Genomic DNA, 19,485 nt, shown 5'->3' with positions numbered 1-19,485 from the left:
GTCATTCTTATATATTGTCGATATGAGCAGCATTTCACACCATCATAGCATCGCGATCGAACCGTCCGACATTGATTTCATGGGCCACGTCAATAATGCCAATTATCTGACCTGGGTGCAGGATGCTGTGGTCGCGCACTGGCAGAAATTTGCGCCCTCCGAAGCGGTCGCCGCCCATCTGTGGGTCGCGCTCAAGCACGAGATCACCTATCGCAAGCCGGCGTTTCTGGAAGATGATGTGATCGCGGAAGTGTTGCTGGAAAAAGTCCACGGCGCGCGCGCTTTCTACAGCACGGTCATTCGGCGGGGCGAAGAGGTCTTGGCCGAAGTCCAGTCAAGCTGGTGCTGCATTGACGCCGACACTTTGCGCCCGACCCGCTTGGCAAAGGATATTGTCGCGCGTTTTCTGGGCAACAAAGACTAGCGACTACAGGGACAGCGCCGGTTAGCGCATTAACCCGCCGATCAGATTGCGGACGAAGCGTCCCGCAACCGGCCCCGCCAGATCCGTCACCACAGAACCAACGGCGGACGTCACGCCGGTCCGCACCGGGTTTGCCCGTGATTTTTTGCCGAGCATGGTCGATGCAGCCATGCCCGCTGCTGAACCCATGGCCACCTTTGCCCCGCGACTGAGTGCTTTTTCCCAGATGCTCTTGCTCTTGCGCGGCTGTTTGCGGACCTCTTCCTCGCCCTTTTCCTCAACCTCCTTGGCGGTTTCTGTCGCGTCGATCACTTTTTGCGCCAGGATTTCCTCGGCGCTGTTCCGGTCTATCTCGGTATCATATTTGCCGTCATAAGGAGAGATGGAGTTGATGATCGCGCGTTCCTTTGCCGTGACCGGTCCGAGGCGGGAGCGGGGAGGCTTGATCAGGGTCCGCTCGACGATCGAGGGCGCGCCGTCTTCCAGCAGGGTCGATACCAGCGCCTCGCCAACGCGCAATTCGGTAATGGCTTCCTCTACATCCAGATCAGGATTGATCCGGAACGTGTCGGCGGCGGCCTTGATCGCTTTCTTGTCGCGCGGGGTGAAGGCGCGCAGCGCGTGCTGCACACGGTTGCCGAGCTGGCCGGCAACTTCCTGCGGAATGTCGACCGGGTTCTGGGTGACGAAATAGACGCCGACGCCCTTCGAACGGATCAGGCGCACAACCTGTTCGATCTTGTCTTCCAGGGCTTTCGGCGCATCGTCGAACAGAAGATGGGCTTCGTCAAAGAAAAAGACCAGTTTCGGCTTTTTCGGATCGCCGACTTCCGGCAGGCTTTCAAAAAGCTCGGCGAGCAGCCAGAGCAGGAAGGTGGCATAGAGTTTCGGGCTACGCATCAGCTGGTCGGCGGCGAGAATGTTGATATAGCCGCGGCCCTGGTCATCGCATTTCAGGAAATCATCAATCTCCAGAGCGGGCTCGCCAAAGAATTGTCCCGCGCCCTGGCTGTCGAGCTGGAGCAGCTGGCGCTGAATGGCGCCGACGCTGGCCTTGCTGACATTGCCATATTTGGCGGACAGCTGCTTCGCATTTTCCGCCGTATAGGCGAGCATCGACTGCAGGTCGTCGAGGTTGAGCAGCAGCAATCCTTCTTCGTCGGCAAAGCGGAAAACAATATTAAGCACGCCTTCCTGCGTGTCGTTCAGGTCCATCAGGCGAGCAAGCAGCAGCGGTCCCATCTCCGTGATCGTGGTCCGGATCGGATGACCCTGTTTACCGTAGAGGTCCCAGAATATCGCCGGATTATCGGAATAGGCGTAATCTTCCATGCCAAGTTCCTTGGCCCGTTCCTCCAGTTTGTCGGCATGTTTGAACTGGCCAGAACCGGCCATCGAAACACCGGACAGATCGCCTTTCACATCGGCAACAAAAACGGGAACGCCGTTGGCCGAGAAGCTTTCGGCCAGCCCCTGCAGCGTGACCGTCTTGCCGGTACCGGTTGCGCCGGCAATCAGGCCGTGCCGGTTTGCGCGGGAGAGATTGAGGCTTTGCCGTTCGCCGCCGCCCAGTCCGAGAAAAATTTCTGTTGCATCGGCCATCGGCGGATCCCCTCAATCATATTGCAAAGCTGATCCCGACTTGACGCAAAAAAAGGGCCGGCGTCAAGCGCCGGCCCTTGTCTGTTACATCTGTTTATATGCGTTTAATTGTCCTGTAGCCGGACCGCAACAAATACGGGCTGGCGAGCACCGCGACGGATCTGCAAAAGCACGGCCTCGCGGTTAGCGCTGGTCGCATTGCTGATCGCCTCATCCAGTTCGGCCACCGTGGTCACCGGCTTGCGGTTGACGCTGGTGATCAGAAATCCCCGTCTTATGCCTTTCTGGGCTGCGTCGCTGTTCGGATTGACGGTGGTTACCACCACGCCTTTCTGCGACGATGGGACACCGATCTGCCGGGCGATTGCCGGTGTCAGGTCGATTACCGACAGTCCTAGCGCGTCGGCGGTTGCCTGCGCACTGGTTCCATCGTCATTCTGGCCCATCGCATCATCTTCCGCATCCGGGTCAAAGGTGCTGCCGGCGAGTTCCTCTTCGGAAGGACGTTTTCCAAGCTTGGCATTGACCTTGATCGTCTTGCCGTTGCGGATCAGTTCGATCGGAACCACGGTGCCGATCGGAAGATTGGTCACCAGATAGGAGAGGGTCTGGTCGGGGGTTACCGCCTTTCCGTTCACCTTGGTGATCACATCGCCTGCCTGGATGCCGGCCTTGGCTGCTGCCTCATCCGGTTCGACCCGCTGGACAAATTCACCACGATTCTTCTCCAGACCCAGGGAATCTGCGAGGTCTTCGGAAAGCGCGCTGATCTGGACACCGAGATAACCGCGTTCGATCGTCTTCCCGTCTTTCAGGGTTTCGACAATCGGTGCGGCGACTTCGGCGGGAATGGCAAAGCCGATTCCGACATTGCCGCCGGTGGGTGAAATGATTGCATTGTTGATCCCGATGACATTGCCGTTGAGATCGAACATCGGGCCACCGCTATTGCCGCGGTTGATCGAGGCATCGGTTTGCAGGAAGCGGTCATAGGCGCCACCCTGGCCGGTGTTGCGGTGAATGGCAGACAGGATTCCGGTGGTCACCGTCCCGCCGAGTCCGAAGGGATTGCCGATGGCAATCACCCAGTCACCGACCCGGGCGCTGGTGCTGTCACCGAATTTCACAAACGGCAGCGGCTTGCTGGCCTTGATCTTGAGCACGGCGATATCGGATGCTGCATCGCGACCGATAAGCTCCGCTTCATATTCGGTGCGGTCCGGCATGATCACGGTAATCGATTCGATCGTCGCATTGCGGTTGCCGGGTGCCACGACATGGTTGTTGGTTACCACATAGCCATCGGCCGAGATGATGAAGCCGGAACCGAGCGATTGCGCCTCGCGGGTTTGCTCGCCGCCCCCGCTCTGGCGATTGCCGAACAGGCCGTCAAAGGGCGTCCCCGCGAAGGGGTTGTTGTTCACCCGCACGCGCTGGGTGGTGGAGATATTGACCACAGCAGGCTGTAGCTGTTCGGTCAGATCGGCAAAGCTCATCGGCGCGCCGGCGCGCGGCACGACGTTGCGCATCACCGAGCTGTCATTGGCGGCGGTCTGTGCTCCCGCAGGACCGATACCGGTCAGGGTGGCTGCACTGCCGGCCAATAGCAAAGCGGCTGAAATTCCGTAAGCGTAACGCACTATAATCTTCCTCTCAAATTTCTGGCGGAACCAATCAGTTCCAATCGCCAGATCCGTTCAAAATCGCGGGATTAATGGCGCAATTTTCATGAACGGAAATTGAATATTAGCATATATGTCCGCCGATCCTAAGCGCTGAACTGCGGGACATTCCCGATGCCAACCTATTTGGGTGTGCAAAATAGCTTTCGCAAGCCGCGAATCGTCGTTTCGCAGAAAAAAACCGCCATTGTGCAGAAAAGACGACATTTGTAGTCGACGGCCCCCGCATCCGGCCTTTCTGATGTCAGAATTCAAACCGACCGTCGGTGTCAAACGCCGGCTTGCCTGTAAAGCCGAGCGCGTCATTGGCCAGTTGCGTGTCGAAAAATTCGTGAACCGACGCTATTTTCCCATCGCGAAATGAAAAGATATGAACGTAGCGCTGGTCGTAGCGCTGTCCGTTTCGGGTGACGCCTCTGGCCTCCATAATGGCGGTTGCGCTCTCCGGACTGTCGTTCATTATCCGCCATTTTTCCGCAAAGCGGAACCGCTCGAAATCCAGAGCCTCGAATATGGCCGGCAAAACCGCTTTCAGGGCGGCGAAGCTGTCATAGCGCCCGGAAATGATCGTGTTCCCCGCGACATTATACACGACATCCGGATGGTGCAGCGCCTCGAAACCATCGACGTCCATCACCGACAATGCGGTATAATAGGCGTCGATAATCTCGCGGTTCGAAGGCAAGATGCTTTACCGGCCCCGGAACTGGCGCAGATATTCGTTGTCCGGGGACAGCACGAACGAGCTTTGCGGGCCATTCTCACCACCGTCCTGGAAGGTGGTTTCATAACTCTTCATGGCGCGGTAAAAATCGTAAAATTGCGGGTCCTTGCCAAAGCTTTCGGCATAGGTCCGCGCGGCGCTGGCATCGGCCTCTGCGCGAATGATCTGGGCCTGCTTTGCTCCCTGTGCGCGAATCGTCCGGGCTTCCTGATCCCGCGCTGTCCGCATGCGCTGATAGGCGCTGTCGAGCGGCGTGCCGTCGGGAAGATCGGCGCGCTTGATCCGCACGTCGACAATCTCCGCACCATATTGGCGGGCGACGCGGTTGAGACCGGCCTGGATATTATCCATGACCTGACCGCGTTCCGGGCTCAGCAGAGCGGCGAAAGGACGCTTGCCCAGTTCGTTCCTCAGCGCGGAACCCAGAATAGGGCGCAACTCGTCGGAAACCCGTTCTTCGCTGCCGGCAGCAATATACATGCGCAGCGGATCGGTGATCCGGAAGCGGGCGAAGGCATCGACCTGCAGACGCAACTGGTCGGTGGACAGCACTTGCTGCTGTTCCATTTCGACGTCGCGGATTCGCTTGTCGATCCACACGATCTGCTCGAAAAACGGGATCTTGGCGATCAGGCCAGCACCGGTTTCCCCAAAGGCTTCGCCTGACTGGTAACGGTTGACAATTCTCTTGGGTTCACCGAGCTGGACCACGACGCCTTGCCGGGTTTCCGGCACGATCACGATGGTGTTGAGCAGAACGAACAGCGCCACAATGGCGATCACGCCGAGCGCCACGGGATTTTTCATAATCTGTCCCATTATTTGCCCTCCACGGTCGTTATCGCGGGTTGCTGGGCGCGTTTCTTCAGTTCGGGCAAAGCGAGATAGGGCGTCACGCCCCGGGCTTCGACTACGGTCTTGTCGACCTTGGACAGGACACGTTCCATTGTTTCATAATACATGCGCTGTCTGGTCACAGTCGGAGCCAGACGATATTCTTCGTAGACCTTGTCGAAAGCGGCGGATTCACCCTGTGCCTGCGCCGTGAGCTGTTGCGCATAGGCGCGCGCCTCGTTGAGATAGGTCTGCGCGGTCTGTTGTGCGGCGGACACTTCCTTGAACGCGTCGTTGACCGCGGCCGGAGGATCGGCCTTCTTGATGGCGATACCGCGAATGACCACACCCGCGCCATAGCCGTCGAGCAATTGCTGCATATTCTGTTCCACCTGCTGTTCGATTTCGGTCCGTTCGGAGCCGATCGTATCATCCAGCGTGAAATTCGCGACCACCGCCCGCATTGCTGCTTCGGCTACTTCCTTGATCGTCTCTTCCGGTTCGGCAATCTGGAACAGGAACAGTTCCGGCGCCTTGATGTTCCAGCGCACCGAATAAGCGAGATCGACGATATTCTGATCACCGGTCAGGATCAACTTCTCGGCTTCGCCTTCGGGGATGTCGATCGTCCGGATGTCCTCGACGTCCAGCTTGACGACTTGCTCCAGCGGAGTGGGGAGCGAAAAATGCAGGCCCGGTTGCAGGGTCCGCGAATAGGAACCCAGAAATGTCACGACACCGCGTTCCTGAGGGCTGACCCGATGGATGCTGGTCAGCAGCACCCAGAGGATGATGAAGCCGATCGCCATGAGGGGCCACCAGGACCGCCCGCCGGGACGCTTGGGAATGCCGCCCTTGAAGCCGCCGCCCGTGCCTTTTTTGAACAGTTCTTCAAGCGAGGCCGCACCCTTGCGACCACCACCGGATGGTCCGCCGGAGGGGTTGCCCCATGGATTGCGCGGACCACCGCCGCTGCCGCCTCCATTGCCGCCGTCGCCGTCATTGCCCCAGGGGCCGGCCATGTTCAGAATTGAGCCCAAAATCGATTTGCGGCGTGCGTCACCGTTAATATTTTCATTCATAGTTTCTTTATAGGTAGCGCGCTGCCAGAAAAACAGTGTCAATCCGAGAAAAGTGTAACTATGTCGATCCGATGACCGATATTTCCACAATCGAGGCAGCGCTAGAAGATGTTGCCAAGGGCCGTTTCAGCGCCGTAAAATTTACCGAAGGCCGGATTGCTCTGGTGCTCAATGTTGGCGGACTGGACGTGCGCGAGCGCGGCCAGATCGAGATTGCGGTGAAAGGCAGGCTGCTGGCGCTGGACGGGATCGAGAAAGTCGATATCGCGATGACCGCAGAGAAGGTCGCGCGGCGGTTGATCGCAGTGGCCAGCGGCAAGGGCGGCGTCGGGAAATCCACGCTGTCGACCAATCTGGCGATTGCATTGCAGCAGCTCGGCCGCAAGGTCGGGATGGTTGATGCCGATATATATGGTCCGTCCCAGCCACGGTTGCTCCACTGCGAAGGCCGGCGGCCCGAAGCAGAAGGCAAGCAACTGATTCCCGTGCCGAACGAATATGATGTGCCGGTCCTGTCGATGGGGCATCTGGCGAAACCCGGGCAGGCGATCGCCTGGCGCGGACCCATGGCCGGCAAGGCCCTGGAGCAGCTGGTGGACGCGCATTGGGGCGATGTCGAGGAACTGATCGTCGATATGCCCCCCGGTACTGGCGATGTACAACTGTCGATGATGCAGCATCACAAGCCGGTGGGCGCTGTGATAGTCTCGACACCGCAGGATCTGGCACTGATGGACGCAACCCGTGCGGTTGATCTGTTCAACCAGGCCAAGATCCCGATCATTGGCATGGTCGAGAATATGGCCGGCTACCAATGTCCGCATTGTGGCGAGGTCAGCGATCCGTTCGGTGCCGGTGGTGCGGAAGCGGCGGCGAAGACCATGGATATGCCCTTCTTGGGAAGAATTCCTCTCGATATCGAGATCCGCAAGTCCAGTGACGGTGGAATGCCACCGGCCTGTCGCGACGATGTGCACGGACAGGCGTTTCGTGATATTGCGCAAAAGCTGGCGATATGGCTGGACAATCAATAGGGCGGAGAAAGGGCGACATGCTGCTGGAAAACGATCAGGATCTTACCGAATTGCTGACATCGACGCGGCGCATCGCCCTGGTCGGGGCCTCGGCAAAACCTGAACGGGACAGCAACCGGATTCTGAAATTTTTACTGGATCAGGGTTATGACGTGGTTCCGGTCAATCCCGGTCTGGCCGGCCAGCAATTGCATGGCAGGACGGTGGCCGGTTCGCTCTCCGCGATCGATGGTGACATCGATATGGTCGACATTTTCCGCAATTCGGAAGCGGCGGGTGATGTTGTCGACGAAGCCATCGCGATCGGCGCGAAATCGGTTTGGATGCAGCTCGGCGTGATCAACGAGGCGGCGGCACAGCGGGCGACCGAGGCAGGCCTCAAGGTGGTCATGGACCGTTGCCCGAAGATCGATATTCCGCGCCTGGGGTTGCTGAAATAATTCAATGGCGGCGGAACCTGATATTGCGCAGCCTGACCAGCCAGCAAGCGGACTGAACCGTCGCAAATTCCTGATCGGCGGGGGTGCCCTTGGCGGACTGGCGCTGGCCTGGGCGATCTGGCCGCGCAGCTACGAACCGAACGTCGCCGCGACCGAGAATGAACAGATATTCGGTGCGTTTCTGAAAATATCCGAAGACGGGCAGGTCACGGTGGTCGTGCCGCAAAGCGAAATGGGGCAGGGTGTCTATACGGTACTGCCACAAATTCTCGCCGACGAACTGGGCGCAGACTGGCGCACCGTTGCGGTCGAACCGGCGCCGATCAATTCACTATACAGCAACATCCCGCTGGCCGAACAATGGGCTGAATCCCTGATGCCGGCCGGCAGCAAAAAATTGACCGAAAATGCCGCGGTGCAATGGATCGCGCAGAATGTAGCGGTGCGCGAACAGTTCATGGTGACGGCCGACTCCACTTCCATTCCTGCTTTTGCTGCCAGTTTCCGCGATGCGGGGGCGGCAGCACGCGTCTTGCTGACCAAGGCGGCGGCCGAACGATGGGATGTCCCCTGGGAAGCCTGTACGGTCGAAAACGGGATGATCGCCAATGGCGAGAAAAGCTTGCGGTTCGGCGCGCTGGTTCGCGAAGCGGCAAACCAGAATCTTCCCGATCCCGTGCCGTTGCGGACAGCCGGAGCCGGCAGCCTGATCGGACAGGACGTGCCGCGCCTTGATCTGCCCAGCAAGCTCGACGGTTCGGCCAATTTCGCCGGAGACGTGCGGTTGCCGGACATGGTCTATGCCGCGATCAGACAGGGTCCGATCGGCGAGACAAGGCTGAAATCGTTCAACCGCGCCGGTGCCGGCAAGATTACCGGCTTTATCGACGTGGTCGAGGGCGACCAATGGATCGCGGCGGTCGCTACCAACTGGTGGGCGGCCAACCGGGCGCTGGATAAAATGAGTCCGATTTTCGAAACGCGCGGCTTCATGGCCGACAGCGAGCGGATCGACGGTTTTCTGCAAAAGGCGCTGGATGACGGGCCGGGAACGCGCTTTCTGTCGCGTGGAGAAACCAGCGGCCTATTCACCGAGGAAAATCTGGTCCGGGCGCGCTATCATGCCAATGCCGCCTTGCATGCGCCGATCGAGACGCGGACCGCAACCGCGGAATATAAGGATGGCGGCCTCGAGCTGTGGATGGCGACGCAAGCGCCGGTTGCGGCGGTACAGGCGGCGGCCCGAGCGCTGAACATACAGCAGGACCGGGTGACGCTTTACCCCATGCTGAGCGGCGGCTCGTTCGACCGCAATCTGGATAATGATATCGCCGCGCAGATTGCACTGATCGCCAGGAAAATGGGACGGCCGGTGCAACTGATGTGGTCCCGAGCCGAAGATCTGATGCACGACCATTTCCGCGCGCCGAGCCAGGCGCGGCTGGATGCCGCTATGGCCAAGGGCGGCCGCGTGGAGGCACTGCAGATCAAGATTGCCGCTCCCCCTTCGGGACGCGAACAGGTGAAAAGGCTGTTCGACGGCTTGGGCAATGCCGAAGCTATGCGCTCTTCGATCGGGGACGCCGATAGCAAGGCTGTCGAGGGACTCGACATACCCTACGACATCGCCAATCTGACGGTTGACCACCATAGTGCCTTTGTCGGCGTGCCGACCGGCAACTGGCGCAGCAACGCACACAGCAGCAATGTCTTCTATCTCGAATCATTCATCGACGAACTGGCAGCGAAGGCCGGCATAGAACCCCTCTCATTCCGCATGCAGATGATGAACAACGCGCCAAGACTGGCCCGCTGCCTGACCAGCGTTGCCGCCATGGCCGGCTGGGACGGTGGTCTGGATCGCAGCGGTCAGGGCATGGCCTGTCACAGCATGCGCGGCGGCCATATCGCTATCATCGCGAGCGCCAGCAGGGGTGGCAGCGGTCTGGAAGTACGCCGCATTTCCGCTAGCGTCGACATCGGCCGGATCATCCACCCCGATATAGCCCGGCAACAGATCGAGGGCGGCATTGTCTTCGGGCTGGCGATGGCGCTGGGCAGTGCCACCCGGTTTGAAAAAGGTCTGCCCAAGGTCAGGCGACTGCGCGACCTGTCTCTGCCGCGACTGGCAGAGATACCGCCGATCCAGATCGAATTTGTCAGAAGCGAGGAAGAATCCGCTGGCTATGAGGAGCTCGGTGTGCCGGCGGTTGCGCCCGCCATCGCCAATGCGCTATTCTCGGCAACCGGCGCAAGGCTCCGGCAATTGCCACTTTTCGGAGAAATATCCTGATCATGCGTGAAACCGGACCATTGCCACAAGACCATCCGCCCGTCGCGGCGAAAAAAGTCGGCCTGCTGCTGGTTAATCTCGGCACGCCCGACGCGCCGGAGAAGAAAGCGGTCAAACGCTATCTCAAGCAATTCCTGTCGGACAAGAGAGTGGTCGAGATACCCTCGGTCATCTGGCAGCCGATTTTGCGCGGGATCATCCTCAACACCCGTCCGGTTAAATCCGCTGAAGCTTATGGTCTGGTCTGGACCGAGGATGGTTCGCCATTGGCGTCCTACACGCGCAAGCAGGCGGAAAAGCTGGCCCCCAAAATCGATGGTGTAATGGTCGACTGGGCCATGCGCTACGGTAATCCGAGCATCGCGTCCCGGCTGGAAGCGATGAAGACGGCAGGCTGCGATCGCATATTGATCGCGCCGCTCTATCCGCAATATAGCGGCGCCACCACCGCGAGTGTCCATGATGCGGTGTTCGACGCGATTGCTGCCATGCGCTGGCAACCCGCAATCCGGCTGCTCCCCGCCTATCATGACGATCCGGCCTATATCGACGCGCTGGCGACCAGTCTGGAACGCGATCTTGCGGCGCTGGATTTTGTTCCCGACGCGATTGTCGCCAGCTTCCACGGCATGCCGCAACGGACGCTGGAACTGGGCGATCCCTATCATTGCCACTGCCAGAAGACCGCGCGTCTGCTGTCCGAAAAGATGGGCCGGGAGCTGGTGGTTGCTTTCCAGTCGCGCTTTGGCCGGGCGAAATGGCTCGAGCCGGCAACCGACGCGACGCTGGAAGCGCTGGCCGGACAGGGGAAGAAGAATATCGCGATTTTCGCGCCCGGTTTCTCGAGCGATTGCCTCGAGACCTGCGAGGAGCTGGCGATACGGGGCAAGGAGCAGTTTCAGGCCGCCGGCGGCGAGAAATTCGTCTATCTGCCCTGCCTCAACGACAGCGATACCGGGATGGACATGCTCGAGTCGCTGATCCGACGGGAATTGTCCGGGTGGCTCTAGATAGGCCTGAAATCTTCCACCCGCCGGTCAAGCGGAGTATCACCATTGCCGGGCATCAGACATCGATTTCTCTGGAGCCGTTGTTCTGGGATATGCTGAAAGCGGCCGCCGACAGCCGCGATCTGCCAGTCAATGCACTGGTCGCCCGGATCGACGTCGAGCGCATCTCCGCAGAGGAACCGCCCGGTCTTGCAACCGCCATCCGTTTGTGGCTGACCAATGATATGCTTGGAAAAACCACGCAAGCCGACTAAGGGACGCCCATGAACGCTACGCTTCTTGTCATGGCAGGCGGTGCGATGGGTGCGGCGGGACGCTATCATCTCGGCCGACTTGTCTTTCACCTTGCTCCCGTGGGATACCCCATAGGAACTCTGGTGGCCAACGTGACTGGCGGTCTCCTGATGGGCGTGCTCGCCGGTGTTCTGGCGCGCAGCAGTTTTATCGACGAGCCGTGGCGGCTCTTGCTCGGCGTTGGCCTGCTGGGTGGTTTTACAACTTTTTCGGCCTTTAGTTTGGAAGTTCTCAATATGATCGAGCGCAGTCAATGGGGCGTAGCAATCGTCTATGCCCTGGTCTCCGTCGCCGGTTCGGTGCTGGCCCTGTTCGCCGGTCTGATGGCCGTCAGAGCGCTGGCATGAGCGGCTTCGACCCCACCGCCGAAAGCGGCTCCGAAGAGGAAAAGCCGCAGGGCTCGACCAAGGAGCAGAAGCAGGCGCTGAAGACACTCGATGTTCGGCAATTCACGATCTCCGCCGACGATGACGATATCCGGGTGGATCGCTGGTTCAAGCGGCACATGGAAGATGTCCCGTTCAACATTGTCTCGCGCTGGGCGCGTACCGGACAATTGCGTCTGGACGGCAAGCGTGTTTCGCCAGGGGATCGCGTGCAGGCCGGGCAGGTTCTGCGCGTACCCCCGCAGGAAATCGAGCGACCGGGCCGTGTTGTCAAGGCCAAGGCTGACCTGTCGCAGGACCAGATCGATTTCGCGCGCGAACTGGTGATCCACAAGGACAAAGCCGCGATCATCGTGAACAAGCCGCCGGGTCTCGCCACTCAGGGTGGTAGCAAGACGACAACCCATCTCGATGGCCTGCTCGATGCGCTGACCTTTGATGCCAAATCCCGGCCCAAGCTGGTCCACCGGCTCGACAAGGACACCAGCGGGGCGATCCTGCTGGCCCGTTCGCCCGGAGCGGCTTCGTTCTTTTCCAAGCGTTTTTCGGGCCGCGACGTGCGCAAGGTCTATTGGGCGATCGTCATGGGCGTTCCGGAAATCGCCGATGGCATGATCGACCTGCCGCTTGCCAAACAGCCGGGTTCGGGTGGCGAAAAAATGCACGTCGACGAGGAAAACGGCCAGTCCGCCAAGTCGCGTTACCGGATCATCGAACGCGCCGGCAACCGGGCCTGCTGGGTGGAATTGCAGCCCTATACCGGACGCACCCACCAACTGCGCGTGCATATGGCGGCGATCGGCCACCCGATCGTCGGCGATGGCAAATATGGCGGAAAGGATGCTTTCCTGACCGGCACGATCAGCCGCAAGATGCACCTGCACGCCCGCCGGTTGCGGATTGAGCATCCGGATGGGCACACGCTCGACGTCAGCGCCGACCTGCCGGCCCATTTTGCCGAAACGGTGGATAATCTCGGGCTCGATCTGCTGCTCGGCGATCTGCCGCTCGACGAGAAGAAACCGGGTGGCAAGCTGGTCCGCAAACAGCAGGCCAGAGCGCATGCCAAGCAGATCCGCAAGGACAAGCGGGGCGAGCGGCGCGGTCGCGGCGAGACCACGGGCAAGCCGACCAAGGCCGGCAAACCGACCAAGCGCGAACGGCCCAATGCCGGCAAGGCTACGCACAAGAAGAACATGCCGCACAAGGCCAAGGTCAAGCAGGCGCTGCGCAAGAAGCCCAGATAATGCATCCCGATCCCGCCTTCCGCTGGCCCAGATCCGCCAATGATCATCACGACGCCGACGAGCGGGCAGCGCTCGAGGCGATGATTGCCAATATCGGGTTCGGCATGGTTTTTGCCGAAACGCCGGACGGACCGCGTGTGGCCCATGTGCCGGTCTTTTCCACCGGCGACGGTGCGCTGCAATTCCACCTGTCGCGCGGCAATGCGCTGACCCGCCATATTGCCGGGCACAAGGCGCTGTGTGTGATCAATGGGCCCGACGCCTATATCAGTCCGGACTGGTACGACATGGACGATCAGGTGCCGACCTGGAATTATCTGGCGCTGGAACTGGAGGGGACGGTCCGGCAGATGGAGCGCGAAGGCCTGATCGGCCTGCTTGACGACCTGACGGAGCAGAATGAAGCGAAGCTGGCGCCGAAGCAGCCGTGGCACCGCGACAAGATGGATGCCGCAAAATTCGACAAGATGGTCGATGCGATCATCGGTTTCGAGATGGAAATACTGGCCTGGCGCCCGACCGCGAAGCTTGGCCAGAACAAGCCGGCTGAGGCTCGGAAAAATGCGGCTGCGGCGCTGAATGCCACGGGCCGGCGGGCGATGGCCCATTTGATGCAGGAATTTGGAGACAAATGAACAACAAGCTAGCCCTGTTCGATTGCGACGGCACGATGGTCGACAGTCAGGCCAATATCTGCGCCTCGATGGATCAGGCCTTTACCAAACATGGATTGGTCCCACCCGATCATCATCTGGTACGGCGGATTGTCGGTCTCAGCCTGATCGAGGCGGTATCACAGCTGCTGCCCGACGGGGACACTGAACTGGTCGCGGCGGTGACCCAATCCTACAAGGACGGCTTTTTCGAAATGCGGCAAGCGGGCGGCGTGCACGAACCGCTCTACGAGGGATTGCTCGAGACACTGGAAGAATTGGAGGCATCCGGCTGGGTGCTGGGGGTCGCCACCGGCAAGTCGGACCGCGGCCTGCAGCATGTGCTGGAAACCCACGGTCTGCTCGACCGCTTTGTCACTCTCCAGACGGCGGACCGGCATCCTTCCAAGCCTCATCCGGCGATGGTTGAATTGGCGATGGCCGAAGCGGGTGCGGCGCCGGAAACCACGGCGATGATCGGCGATACCAGTTTCGACATGGCGATGGCGGTCAACGCCAGCGTGCGGCCGGTCGGAGTCGACTGGGGCTATCATGACGAGCATGAACTGATCGAGGCCGGCGCGGAAATAGTGGTGGCCCATATGGCGGACCTGCATGGAATATTGAACCGATGAACGATCCGATCGACAGTCAAGACGAACGCGACGAATATATCCCCGATCCGGAGAAGGAAAAGCAGGCAAAAGCCGTGCACTGGCTGATCAGCATCATCCGCCTGCTCGGCGTGGTGCTGGTGATGCTGGGTCTGGCGATCGCGCTGGACAAGCTGCCGCCGGTTCCGGCTCCAGTGGGCTATGTGCTGCTCATTATCGGTCTGGCCCAGATGTGGGTGCTGCCGGTCTGGATCATCCGCAAATATATCCGCGCGCGGGTTGCCGAGGAAGAAATCGCGAAAGCGGCAGAAGGCGCGGACGGCCCATGAAGCGATTTTACAAGGAAGCATCGGTGTCGCCGGCCGGTGACGCCTTTGCCATCATGCTCGACGGGCGCCCCATGAAAACGCCGCAGCGCAATGCGCTGGCTGTACCGACCCCCGCGCTCGCCGATGCGATTGCCGCGGAATGGGCGGCCCAGGAAGACGATATTGTCCCGGTTTCGATGCCGCTCACGGCTCTTGCGCAAGGCGCGCTTGACCAGGTTGGCAACGAGCGTGAGCGGATCGTCTCCCGTATCGCGGCCTTTGCCGACAGCGATATGCTTTATTACCGGGCCGACGGGGGGCAGCAGGCACTGATCGATCATCAGGCGGAGCATTGGGATCCGCTGCTCGAATGGGCGCGGCAACGCTATGATGTGGGGTTCAACCTGATCCACGGCATCCGTTATCAGGCGCAGCCCGAAGAAACCGTTGCCCGTCTGACCGCTGCGGTCGAGGCGCAGCCCGATTTTGTCATCGCCGCCATGCTGTCGCTCGTCGGCCTGTCTGGCTCGCTGATCGCCACACTGGGGCTGGTCGAACAGCAATATGATATTGATCGACTCTGGCCGCTGGCCAATCTGGAAGAGCTTTGGCAGGAACAGCAATGGGGGCGCGATGATCAGGCCGCTGCCCTGCGGGATCGCAAGAAAAAGGAATTCGAGGCGGCAGCCCGCTTTCTTGATCTTTCCCGTAGTTAGTTTTTCCCTTTGATCCGTTTTTCCGTTAAAGGGCTGAAACTGTAACGGAGACTACATGACAACCGAATCCACTTTATGTGCCACGCCTGCCGAAGCCGTGGCGCTGCTTGAAAAACTATACGCGGAACAGATTGAAATCACCGCCGCGCGCTTTCGCCGCTACGCGACATCGAAGCTGGCCAAGGATGACCGGCAACAGGGCCTGTATCCGCAGATCAGCGTTGAAATTCCCGCCGATCAGGCGACCGAGACCAGCCATCTGGCGTCCGGCCATCTCGCCGATATCAACACCTATCGCACGACAATTACCGAGCCGAAGCTGTACCGCGAATATCTGCTGGACCAGCTGCAACGGATCGACAGCACATTCACGGCGAAAATCCGGGTCGAACTGTCCGACACGCCGATACCGCTGGCCTTCGCGCTGGAAGATGCCGGCGCTGGCCTGGATCGCGCGAAAAAGGAGAAGCTGCCGAACTATTTCCACACGCCGAATCTGGTCAAGACCAATGACGAGATCGTCGATGGCGGCCAGATATTCCAGGGCGAGGAAGCCTCGGCGCTGGCGCTGTTCACCGCCGAACGGGTCGATTATTCGCTGCACCGGATCCGCCATTATTGCGCCACCGATCCGGAACATTTCCAGCCGTTCATCCTGTTTACAAATTATCAGCGCTATGTTGACGAATTCATCGAATATGGCCTGAAGGAAGTAACGTCGGGTAAGGCCACGATGCTGGTCGAGCCGGGCAACCGGATTACCGGTCAGGATGGCAAGCCGTCCGCTCCACCAATTGCCAAGCCGCCGCAAATGCCGGCCTATCATCTGGTCCGCAGCGACGGCCGGCCCGGCGTGACTCTGGTCAATATCGGTGTGGGGCCGAGCAATGCCAAGACGATCACCGACCATCTTGCGGTGCTGCGTCCGCATGTCTGGCTGATGATCGGCCATTGCGGCGCGCTGCGCCGAACCCAGCGGCTCGGTGACTATGTCCTTGCCCACGCCTATTTGCGTGACGACAATGTGCTCGACGATGTGCTGCCACCGAGTATTCCGCTGCCGACGATCGCCGAAGTGCAGCTGGCGCTGACCGAAGCGGTGCAGGCGGAAACCGGCATCGACAAATCGAAGCTCAAGCAGCAATTGCGCACCGGCACGGTGGTTACCACCGGAGACCGCAACTGGGAGCTGCGCTTCGAACAGATTGCCCGCCGTCTCAACCAGTCCCGCGCCATCGCTATCGATATGGAAAGCGCGACGGTTGCCGCCAATGGCTATCGCTACCGCGTGCCCTACGGGACGCTGCTCTGCGCCTCGGACAAGCCGTTGCATGGCGAGATCAAGCTGCCCGGCATGGCCGATGCCTTTTATCAGGAGCGGGTGGGCCAGCATCTGGCGATCGGCCTGCGTGCGATTGATCTGCTGGCCAAAGAGGCGGACGAGGGGACGCTGCACAGCCGCAAACTCCGGAGTTTTGGCGAGCCGTTGTTCCGCTAGCGATCTTTCCCTTTGCAGGAGAAGTTCCGACTTTGCCTCCTCACAACTGTCCTTGCGCGCCCTTCGCCGCCGCCCGCAGCGACCAGATCTCGCCGCGGGTCTGACAGACGATCTGCCAGCCGCCGCTGAATGCCAGCGCCGCCAATAGATCGGCGACGCCAGACTGATCGCATAATTGGTGCTGTCGCCGAAGAAATCGAGCGCATCGGCCTGCAAGGCACGGCCATTTGCCGCCGCGCCGGCAACAAATTCGACGAGGAACATGGCCGCGTTGACCGCCAGAGCGATCACAGAGCCAGCCGCCAGCGCGGGGCATCCCGCATTGTTCGACCGCCGGTTTCGCTCCCACACCGCTTTCCGGCCATCATATATCCTTGGCTTTTTCGAGACTCGTTCCTATCTATGCACCCTGTAGTAACTATAGGGTCAGGCATGAGAATCGGCGAGTTGGCAAAGCAGACGGGCACGAAGGTCGAAACCATCCGCTATTACGAATCCTCCGGACTTTTGCCGGAGCCGGCGAGAACACAGGCAAATTACCGCGACTATGACCTGTCCCATATGGAGCGCCTGACGTTCATCCGGCGCTCGCGTGCGCTGGGATTTACGCTCGAATCGGTTCGCGAACTGCTGAGACTGGCCGATGACAGCGAGGATCCCTGCGATGCGGTCGATGAAGTGGCCTCGGCGCATCTCGTCGCCGTGGACCAGAAAATTGCCGATCTCACCGCCCTGCGCGAGGAATTGTCGTTGATGTTGCAATGTTGCGGTGATGGCACGGTTGGCGATTGCAAGATCGTCTCTGCCCTGGCTTCGCCGCGTTTGCCGGGCGATGCAGGCTGAACGGCTTGCTTTCATCAGCGACTCAGCGGTGCAACCGGTCTCCCGCGCGAGGCGGCCAGACGCCCCGGACGCTTTCTAAATTATAGGACCTTCGCGATAAAATCCGCGTGAAACTGCTCCATAACACCGGACAGTTCATTTTTGCCACTGGCGGTCAACCGGACCTTGTCGTCGTCCTTTTCGACCAGACCTTTGCTTACCATCAGGTCAAGGAATCTCTGGGTTACAGAAGGACCACAGGAAATATAGTCGGAAATCTCCTTCTCGCTCAGTGCAGCGCTATCGGCGGTGTGCAATGCCAGCAGGATATCCAGGCAGGGCGCTGCCGGAATTCTCAGATTCTCGAAAAAATGTTCGGATATCTGGCGCCGGGTTTTTGCAACGATCCGTACGAAGCGATCCAGTCTTTTTTTGGAGAGGTCGGTCAAGAGATTTCAACGTTTGTTATGGTCAGGGATGCCGTTTTCAAGTTCATATTTGCGCTAAACTGTTCCAGAATGGACATTTCACGCAACAAGCAGGCCATTCCCAGTCTAGCAATAAAGCACCAGCCCGACAACACAATGGGATGTGGCGTAAACTTGTGTAACTTTGCCCGTTCCGGATAGTGCCGTTGCCTCGGCGCTATGCTGTCTTCGCGACGCCGTGTTGCCCGGAACAGAAATGGGGCGACAGGATTGTCACATGGTTTATCTCTGTGCGGCAAGGCGGTCGATATCGCCTAGACACCAAGGGCTGCCGCAGCTTCCCTGATCCGCTTGGACTCGGCCCCGTCATTTTTGAAAGCCTTCAAGGCGCGGTCGAGCGCCTGTTTCGCCTGTACGGTCTGGCCCAGTTGCATGCGGCTGCGAATCAGCATGATCCAGCCATTGGCATCGTCGGGGTTAGACTGCAGCCGCTCGTCCAGACCATCGACCATATTGGCGATCATGGCCTCCTGCTGGCCGGGCGGTAAGGCGGCCGCTTCCTGCATTTGCTGTCGGCTGGGACCGGGGATGGCCGCCGTGGCGACTGCCGGACCGTCGGTCGTGACGCCGCCGGTCGGCGCAGCGGGGGCGGCTTTCGCCAGACGGGCTTTCACATCCATGCCTTCATTCTCCGCCACCTGGCCGATGACACGCCGGATATCGGCGGCATAAGGCGCGTCAGCAGGCGTGTCTTCGAGCAAGGCGAACCAGTCGTCGATCGCCCCCCGGTGGTCACCGGCCATGTCTTTCTCTACTGCCAGAAAATAGCGCGCGCGGGGATCTTTCGAATCATGTTTCAGAGCGTTGCGGAAGGCGGCTGCGGCGTCGTCCGGTACTTGCTGTCCGTTGCTAGCCATGACCAGCGCCTCACCCAGCATCGACCAATATTCGGGATTGTCCGGATCCAGCGTGGTGGCGCGCTTCATCGCGGTAGCCGATTCTGCAAATTTTCCGGTTTCGAAATAACTCCAGCCCAGCATCCGCCAGCTTTCCGCATCGTCGGGATTTTCCTGCAGCTTTTTTTCCAGACCGTCGATAACCTCATCGACGCTGGGTGCCTCCTCGGTCCCGGCATCGGCAATAGTCGTGCTGCCACCGCTCTCGTCATTCATGCTGCGGTAGACCTGCACCGCCACCGCTCCCAGCGCCAGCAAAGCCGCGACGATAAGCGCGATTCGGCTGATATTCATCGATGGAGCTGGTTTCGCCATGGTCAATCCTCGAGCTGTTTCACATATTCATTTTCCCGTGCAGGGATAAGCAGCCGTTACCTGCCTGACAAGCACCGAGATAGCTGTGATATTTTGCACTGGCAATGAAGAGGCATTTTGGTA

General features: G+C 59.8%; 21 protein-coding genes. 14 read left to right on the top strand and 7 right to left on the bottom strand.

Annotated features, from left to right (window positions below; translation table 11 throughout):
- The first annotated feature begins 22 nt into the window (after positions 1 to 22).
- Positions 23 to 424 (top strand): thioesterase family protein, encoded by a 402-nt coding sequence (locus ACHZCJ_RS08595; RefSeq protein WP_159647711.1) that lies wholly within the window; start codon positions 23 to 25, stop codon positions 422 to 424.
- A gap of 21 nt (positions 425 to 445) precedes the next feature.
- On the opposite strand, the gene ACHZCJ_RS08590 is transcribed toward ACHZCJ_RS08595, so the two are convergent.
- The 5 genes from ACHZCJ_RS08590 to hflK all read right to left on the bottom strand — a co-directional run bounded on the left by ACHZCJ_RS08590 (position 446) and on the right by hflK (position 6,288).
- The gene (locus ACHZCJ_RS08590) at positions 446 to 2,026 is read right to left on the bottom strand and encodes a helicase HerA-like domain-containing protein (RefSeq protein WP_321325641.1); all 1,581 of its coding nucleotides are present in this window, start codon (positions 2,024 to 2,026) and stop codon (positions 446 to 448) included.
- 104 nt (positions 2,027 to 2,130) lie between these two features.
- Positions 2,131 to 3,666 (bottom strand): Do family serine endopeptidase, encoded by a 1,536-nt coding sequence (locus ACHZCJ_RS08585; protein WP_321325639.1) that lies wholly within the window; start codon positions 3,664 to 3,666, stop codon positions 2,131 to 2,133.
- 286 nt (positions 3,667 to 3,952) lie between these two features.
- Positions 3,953 to 4,393 carry a nuclear transport factor 2 family protein gene (locus ACHZCJ_RS08580; protein ID WP_321325637.1) on the bottom strand — a complete coding sequence of 147 codons (441 nt, stop codon included), beginning with the start codon at positions 4,391 to 4,393 and terminating at the stop codon, positions 3,953 to 3,955.
- Positions 4,394 to 4,399: 6 nt separating this feature from the next.
- Positions 4,400 to 5,251 carry a protease modulator HflC gene (locus ACHZCJ_RS08575; protein ID WP_321325635.1) on the bottom strand — a complete coding sequence of 284 codons (852 nt, stop codon included), beginning with the start codon at positions 5,249 to 5,251 and terminating at the stop codon, positions 4,400 to 4,402.
- Positions 5,251 to 6,288: an FtsH protease activity modulator HflK gene (hflK, locus tag ACHZCJ_RS08570; protein ID WP_159648093.1), complete on the bottom strand. Its 1,038-nt coding sequence runs from the start codon at positions 6,286 to 6,288 to the stop codon at positions 5,251 to 5,253. The genes ACHZCJ_RS08575 and hflK overlap by 1 nt, the downstream gene beginning before the upstream one ends.
- Before the next feature lie 131 nt (positions 6,289 to 6,419).
- Between hflK and ACHZCJ_RS08565 the strand changes: the two genes are divergently transcribed.
- The 13 genes from ACHZCJ_RS08565 to ACHZCJ_RS08505 all read left to right on the top strand — a co-directional run bounded on the left by ACHZCJ_RS08565 (position 6,420) and on the right by ACHZCJ_RS08505 (position 17,684).
- Positions 6,420 to 7,382 (top strand): Mrp/NBP35 family ATP-binding protein, encoded by a 963-nt coding sequence (locus ACHZCJ_RS08565; RefSeq protein ID WP_321325632.1) that lies wholly within the window; start codon positions 6,420 to 6,422, stop codon positions 7,380 to 7,382.
- 17 nt (positions 7,383 to 7,399) lie between these two features.
- The gene (locus ACHZCJ_RS08560; RefSeq protein WP_321325630.1) at positions 7,400 to 7,822 is read left to right on the top strand and encodes a CoA-binding protein; all 423 of its coding nucleotides are present in this window, start codon (positions 7,400 to 7,402) and stop codon (positions 7,820 to 7,822) included.
- 4 nt (positions 7,823 to 7,826) lie between these two features.
- On the top strand, positions 7,827 to 10,115 hold the full coding sequence (locus ACHZCJ_RS08555; RefSeq protein ID WP_321325628.1) for a molybdopterin cofactor-binding domain-containing protein: 2,289 nt from the start codon (positions 7,827 to 7,829) through the stop codon (positions 10,113 to 10,115).
- A gap of 2 nt (positions 10,116 to 10,117) precedes the next feature.
- The gene (gene hemH / locus ACHZCJ_RS08550) at positions 10,118 to 11,125 is read left to right on the top strand and encodes a ferrochelatase (protein WP_321325625.1); all 1,008 of its coding nucleotides are present in this window, start codon (positions 10,118 to 10,120) and stop codon (positions 11,123 to 11,125) included.
- Entirely contained in the window at positions 11,116 to 11,379 is a 264-nt protein-coding gene (locus ACHZCJ_RS08545) for a ribbon-helix-helix domain-containing protein (protein WP_321325623.1), read from the top strand. The genes hemH and ACHZCJ_RS08545 overlap by 10 nt, the downstream gene beginning before the upstream one ends.
- Before the next feature lie 9 nt (positions 11,380 to 11,388).
- Positions 11,389 to 11,766, top strand: coding sequence for a fluoride efflux transporter CrcB (gene crcB, locus ACHZCJ_RS08540; protein WP_201295693.1), 378 nt, complete (start codon positions 11,389 to 11,391; stop codon positions 11,764 to 11,766).
- On the top strand, positions 11,673 to 13,052 hold the full coding sequence (locus tag ACHZCJ_RS08535; protein WP_394700083.1) for an RluA family pseudouridine synthase: 1,380 nt from the start codon (positions 11,673 to 11,675) through the stop codon (positions 13,050 to 13,052). Before crcB ends, ACHZCJ_RS08535 begins: the two co-directional genes overlap by 94 nt.
- Positions 13,052 to 13,687 carry an FMN-binding negative transcriptional regulator gene (locus ACHZCJ_RS08530; protein ID WP_321325620.1) on the top strand — a complete coding sequence of 212 codons (636 nt, stop codon included), beginning with the start codon at positions 13,052 to 13,054 and terminating at the stop codon, positions 13,685 to 13,687. Before ACHZCJ_RS08535 ends, ACHZCJ_RS08530 begins: the two co-directional genes overlap by 1 nt.
- Entirely contained in the window at positions 13,684 to 14,340 is a 657-nt protein-coding gene (locus ACHZCJ_RS08525; protein WP_321325618.1) for an HAD-IA family hydrolase, read from the top strand. Before ACHZCJ_RS08530 ends, ACHZCJ_RS08525 begins: the two co-directional genes overlap by 4 nt.
- Positions 14,337 to 14,648, top strand: coding sequence for a hypothetical protein (locus ACHZCJ_RS08520; RefSeq protein WP_321325616.1), 312 nt, complete (start codon positions 14,337 to 14,339; stop codon positions 14,646 to 14,648). Before ACHZCJ_RS08525 ends, ACHZCJ_RS08520 begins: the two co-directional genes overlap by 4 nt.
- A complete protein-coding gene (locus tag ACHZCJ_RS08515; protein ID WP_321325614.1) occupies positions 14,645 to 15,343 on the top strand; it encodes an ATP12 family protein in 699 nt (232 codons plus the stop codon). Before ACHZCJ_RS08520 ends, ACHZCJ_RS08515 begins: the two co-directional genes overlap by 4 nt.
- A 55-nt stretch (positions 15,344 to 15,398) precedes the next feature.
- Positions 15,399 to 16,841 (top strand): AMP nucleosidase, encoded by a 1,443-nt coding sequence (locus tag ACHZCJ_RS08510; protein WP_159647725.1) that lies wholly within the window; start codon positions 15,399 to 15,401, stop codon positions 16,839 to 16,841.
- 432 nt (positions 16,842 to 17,273) lie between these two features.
- On the top strand, positions 17,274 to 17,684 hold the full coding sequence (locus ACHZCJ_RS08505) for a helix-turn-helix domain-containing protein (RefSeq protein WP_321325612.1): 411 nt from the start codon (positions 17,274 to 17,276) through the stop codon (positions 17,682 to 17,684).
- Between the two features lie 80 nt (positions 17,685 to 17,764).
- Here the strand turns inward: ACHZCJ_RS08505 and ACHZCJ_RS08500 are convergent, their stop codons facing one another.
- Positions 17,765 to 18,112 carry a hypothetical protein gene (locus ACHZCJ_RS08500; RefSeq protein WP_321325610.1) on the bottom strand — a complete coding sequence of 116 codons (348 nt, stop codon included), beginning with the start codon at positions 18,110 to 18,112 and terminating at the stop codon, positions 17,765 to 17,767.
- A 293-nt stretch (positions 18,113 to 18,405) separates the two neighbouring features.
- Entirely contained in the window at positions 18,406 to 19,362 is a 957-nt protein-coding gene (locus ACHZCJ_RS08495) for a tetratricopeptide repeat protein (RefSeq protein ID WP_321325608.1), read from the bottom strand.
- Between the last annotated feature and the right edge of the window lie 123 nt (positions 19,363 to 19,485).

Origin of the sequence: uncultured Parasphingorhabdus sp. (assembly GCF_963677535.2) — a bacterium.
Lineage (GTDB): Bacteria > Pseudomonadota > Alphaproteobacteria > Sphingomonadales > Sphingomonadaceae > Parasphingorhabdus.
The sequence above is the reverse complement of the archived record's forward strand: the minus strand, read 5'-3'. Positions and strand labels throughout refer to the sequence as shown.